Below are 3,872 nucleotides of genomic sequence, written 5' to 3'. Positions count from 1 at the left end.
AACTAAATCGTTCTCCTTTGTGGTAGCTTTAATAAGCATTTCTACTAAAGAAAGCGGTATTTGGCAGGAATGAAAGGTCTTGTCTTTAGAGACATTTTTCACAAGGTCAAAATACCACCAAGAGTATGGCATACGCCCAGCCGAGCCGTTAGCAATATTTTGTTTTATTCTTTTGTCATTTGGGTTTTGGTATGGAACAGCTACCTGCTCTTTATAGAAACTATTGTTTTCCGATTTTGTGGCGTGTAGCACAGAGCGATGCGCCGTTGTGAACTTTTTAGGTGAGTGTCCAACGTTGCTGTTATACACCCATACGTAGTCAAAAACATTATACGCGTTGTTATCAAGGTATTTCACCCGCAAATAGGCATTTTGTTTCGGGTAGTTCAACATAAACAGGTTGCCATCTGGTTTTAATACCCGCATACATTCCTTTGTTAGCGTGATATACCAGTCAATATAATCATTCCACTTTTGGGTATATTTTGCGCCAGCATAGTTAATGCCCACGTTATAGTCGGGGTCTCCGTAGAGCATAGCCACAGAGTTATCGGGTATTTTGGATAGTGTTGTCATTACGTCTTCATTAAAGACTTTGTCTTGCAGGTTAAGCAGTGGAGTGTTCATTATACTTTCTCCACTAAATATGGCGCAAGATGTGTTAGCAGTTCCTCGTTAGAGAGGACACATAACCCACGTGTTTTTGAGAATTTCTGTATAGTTGACGTGATTAAGTGAACGTCTATGACGCCTTTGTTAGCAGTTTTGTATATTATATCTTGTATAAAATCGCTAATAAGTATCGGTGCGCCTATTATGGACAAAATCGTATTCGTCCGTCCAGTCTTGCTTTCAGTGTAGTTGGCAAAATATGGCGTCCCCTTTATTCCGTGATACTTCACGTCTTCGTTCCAAGCCAGCAGGTCAACGAAATATAGGAAATCTAACAGAGGAAGTTCTTGAGTGTTGAACTTTTCCCTAAAGCCAGCTGTTAGGACGAAGTCTTGAATGTTTTTTATATACTCCAATAGCTCATTAGAGGGCTGATAGCGCAGGTTGCCAGTGGAGTTTTCTTTATGGTCAGTGAGAAAACATAGCCTATACAGCAAAACTAGAACTTTTTTGAATGTGTCCTGCTGAATGATTGAGATTTTTATAAGGTATTCCCATAATTGCTGGAATGCCCACCTTGCTGTCTCGCTAACACCGCCAATAATGCCGACGTTGGGGTTCATATCGTATATATTAGGATTACGGCGTTGAGTTTCCTTCCCCGGTTTGTAGAAGTAAGCCTCTCTATCGGTGCTAAAGTTTGCCGTAACAATCTTTTGAGGACAATCATAAGTTCCCGTTGGGAAATTTATAGCCTCAGTAATAAGGGAGCGTTTCTTTTCAAGAAACTCTTTAGTGCTTGTAAAAATAGGCGTAGCAATCAGATTGTCTAGCATTTTTAACCTCCCTGTGTTTCTTATCTTACACCACACCTTATAAAAAAGTCAATTTAAATACTTGCCCTATTTCTTGCCCTTTAAGTGTGCTGGCATATTCAGCTTATATCTAATTAGCCTGCTAGATGAGCTGAGCCAGCCCTCTTTAGTATTCAGCACTAATAGATATGTATCTGTGCCGTCAGTATAGGTGCAAATATCCATTATAATAGGTGGTAGCCCTGACACGCCCGATATAGCCTCTAGTGCGGAAAAGTTATAGCTATATACCGCAAAACCCGATTTGGAAAACATCTGCGTATTCTCAAACATCTTAGTGCGTTGCTCGTTGCGGACTATTATATAATACTTGGTTGCTGTGCCTGTATCCAACACCTCTATATGCGGACGCACGTAAATAGTCATACCATATACGGCAAGTGCATCGTTGCGTTCTACACTAGGCAAGTTAGGACGAATCATATTAGACGTGTCCCCGTAATAGCCCGGTGCCTCATATTCCGCACCCTTAGGGCTAGCCACAGACAACCTGCCGCTCTGTGCAATGTTTATAAACAAGCTGTCAGATACTGGCAGATAGCCAAAAAGCTGTTTGCCAGTGGTAAAATTAACAGAACCACCCAACACATATTTGCCGTTCTTAAACGCTACGTCAAATATATCTCCCCTATAGCCTCCATCATTATTGAGCTGCTGAGCTAGCAACCTGCGTTTGCTACCTGAAACGCTATAACTCCGCATTAAAAAGTCTATGTCACCCTGAACTAGCTTATAGCTTTGCCCATCGTGCTGATAAACAGATGAAGACGAGTAGCTGTCCCTATATATATTTGATATAAATATTTCATCAACGCCGTCCCCGTCCATATCTAACGCGTCAAGGGAAACAATCTGCTGGAATTTACCACCCAGCTCACCAACCTGCTTTAAGCTCTGCAAATCAAGGATAACAACGCTCTTTGGCTGTGCAACTGCAACGTATAGCTTGCTGTCACCCCTGACAAACCTGCCCACCGCCAACGCCCTGTAGTTGCCCGCTAACGACAGGCTCGTGTCATTTATAAACCACGAACTATCAAGGAGTATCCCATCTTCACTGCTCACAGAGGTAGAATAGATTACCTTGCCATCCTTTTGCGTCACATTGCAGGTGGTAATACCGCTCAATTTATCTATCTTAATTACATAATCGCTATTATTATCCGAACTAACATTAAATAGCTGCTCCCCTTTGATTAAAGCCTCAACATCCTCCTCACTCTCTTTATCAAGCCCATTCAAAACGAAACGCACATTCAGCGGCAACGAGAATAATACTTTATCTTTTGCCTGAGGTAGCTTGCCAGATAACAATTTAGCCGTGCTATACTCTGGATGAACACTCTTTATGGTAATCTTGCCTATATCTGCCTGTTTGTAGCCAAGCACCTTGCCCGTTACAGGGTGGACTATAGCCTCTCCATTCCGCACAACAGACAATGTCAGCCCTTCTGCGGTTTTCCTATTCTCACCTAAATCGGTAGTGACTTCGCCACTACTAGAACTAACAACTATGCCATTCATAGCGCGAAAATACGACACTAGGCTGCGCAACGCCGTAGCAGCTTCGCTCGCCGCAAAAACTTGACTAGCAAATAATGTGAACTGTAAAACAATAAGTATTTTCTTTAACATATCAATCACAATATATATTCGCGCGACTGTTTATCGCGGACTAGTTTTTCTAAACGGCTACTAACGTATTTACGATTGACAACAACCTTGCCACTGACAACTTCAGGGGCATCATAGGCAACATCTTCAAGAGTCTTTTCCATAAGTGTATGCAATCTCCTTGCGCCGATGTTTTCAACATTTTGGTTCATCTCAAACGCCATCTCCGCCACCGCTTGAATGCCGTCATCGGTAAATTTCAAATCCACTCCGTCCTGCTGCAATAGCGATACGTATTGTCCCGTAAGCGAGTTTTCAGGCTCCTTCAATATGCGAATGAAATCGTCTTTGGTCAAATTGTCAAGCTCCACCCGTATAGGAAAACGCCCCTGCAACTCTGGCAATAAATCACTCGGCTTTGATGCAGAAAATGCACCCGCCGCAATAAATAAAATATGGTCGGTCTTTACCATACCATACTTAGTCATTACCGTTGAACCTTCTACTATTGGCAACAAATCACGCTGCACCCCCTCACGTGATACAGAGTCCCCTTTAATACCAGCCGACTGGCAAATTTTATCTATCTCATCAAGGAATACTATGCCCTGTTCCTCTACACGCTTGATTGCTGTGGTGCGGACATCTTCAAAATCAATCATTTTAGCACGTTCCTGCTGCTCTACTATGCTACGCGCCTCTTTAATGGGCACTTTACGAGACTTCTTTTTGCTAGGCATCATATTTTTCATCATATCTTGAATATTAAAC

4 protein-coding genes are annotated in these 3,872 nt (G+C 42.2%); all 4 read right to left on the bottom strand.

Annotated features, from left to right (window positions below):
- Positions 1–627: DNA-methyltransferase (locus AC1MDJ_RS06980; RefSeq protein ID WP_479690210.1), on the bottom strand; the 627-nt coding region annotated here is incomplete at its 3' end.
- Complete coding sequence (locus AC1MDJ_RS06975) at positions 627–1,448, bottom strand: hypothetical protein (RefSeq protein ID WP_479690209.1); 822 nt, start codon at positions 1,446–1,448, stop codon at positions 627–629. The genes AC1MDJ_RS06975 and AC1MDJ_RS06980, both read right to left, overlap by 1 nt.
- A 66-nt stretch (positions 1,449–1,514) precedes the next feature.
- Positions 1,515–3,131, bottom strand: coding sequence for a hypothetical protein (locus AC1MDJ_RS06970; RefSeq protein ID WP_479690208.1), 1,617 nt, complete (start codon positions 3,129–3,131; stop codon positions 1,515–1,517).
- On the bottom strand, positions 3,128–3,872 hold a 745-nt coding region (locus AC1MDJ_RS06965; RefSeq protein ID WP_479690207.1), incomplete at its 5' end, for an AAA family ATPase. The genes AC1MDJ_RS06970 and AC1MDJ_RS06965, both read right to left, overlap by 4 nt.

The organism is Candidatus Termitispirillum reticulitermitis (assembly GCF_054655775.1).
Note: the sequence above shows the minus strand (reverse complement) of the source record. Positions and strands in the feature narration are given on the sequence as shown.

What these genes read in the sequence shown, in the direction of transcription:
- AC1MDJ_RS06975 (WP_479690209.1), bottom strand. Translation starts at nt 1,448, where the DNA reads ATGCTAGACAATCTGATTGCTACGCCTATTTTTACAAGCACTAAAGAG.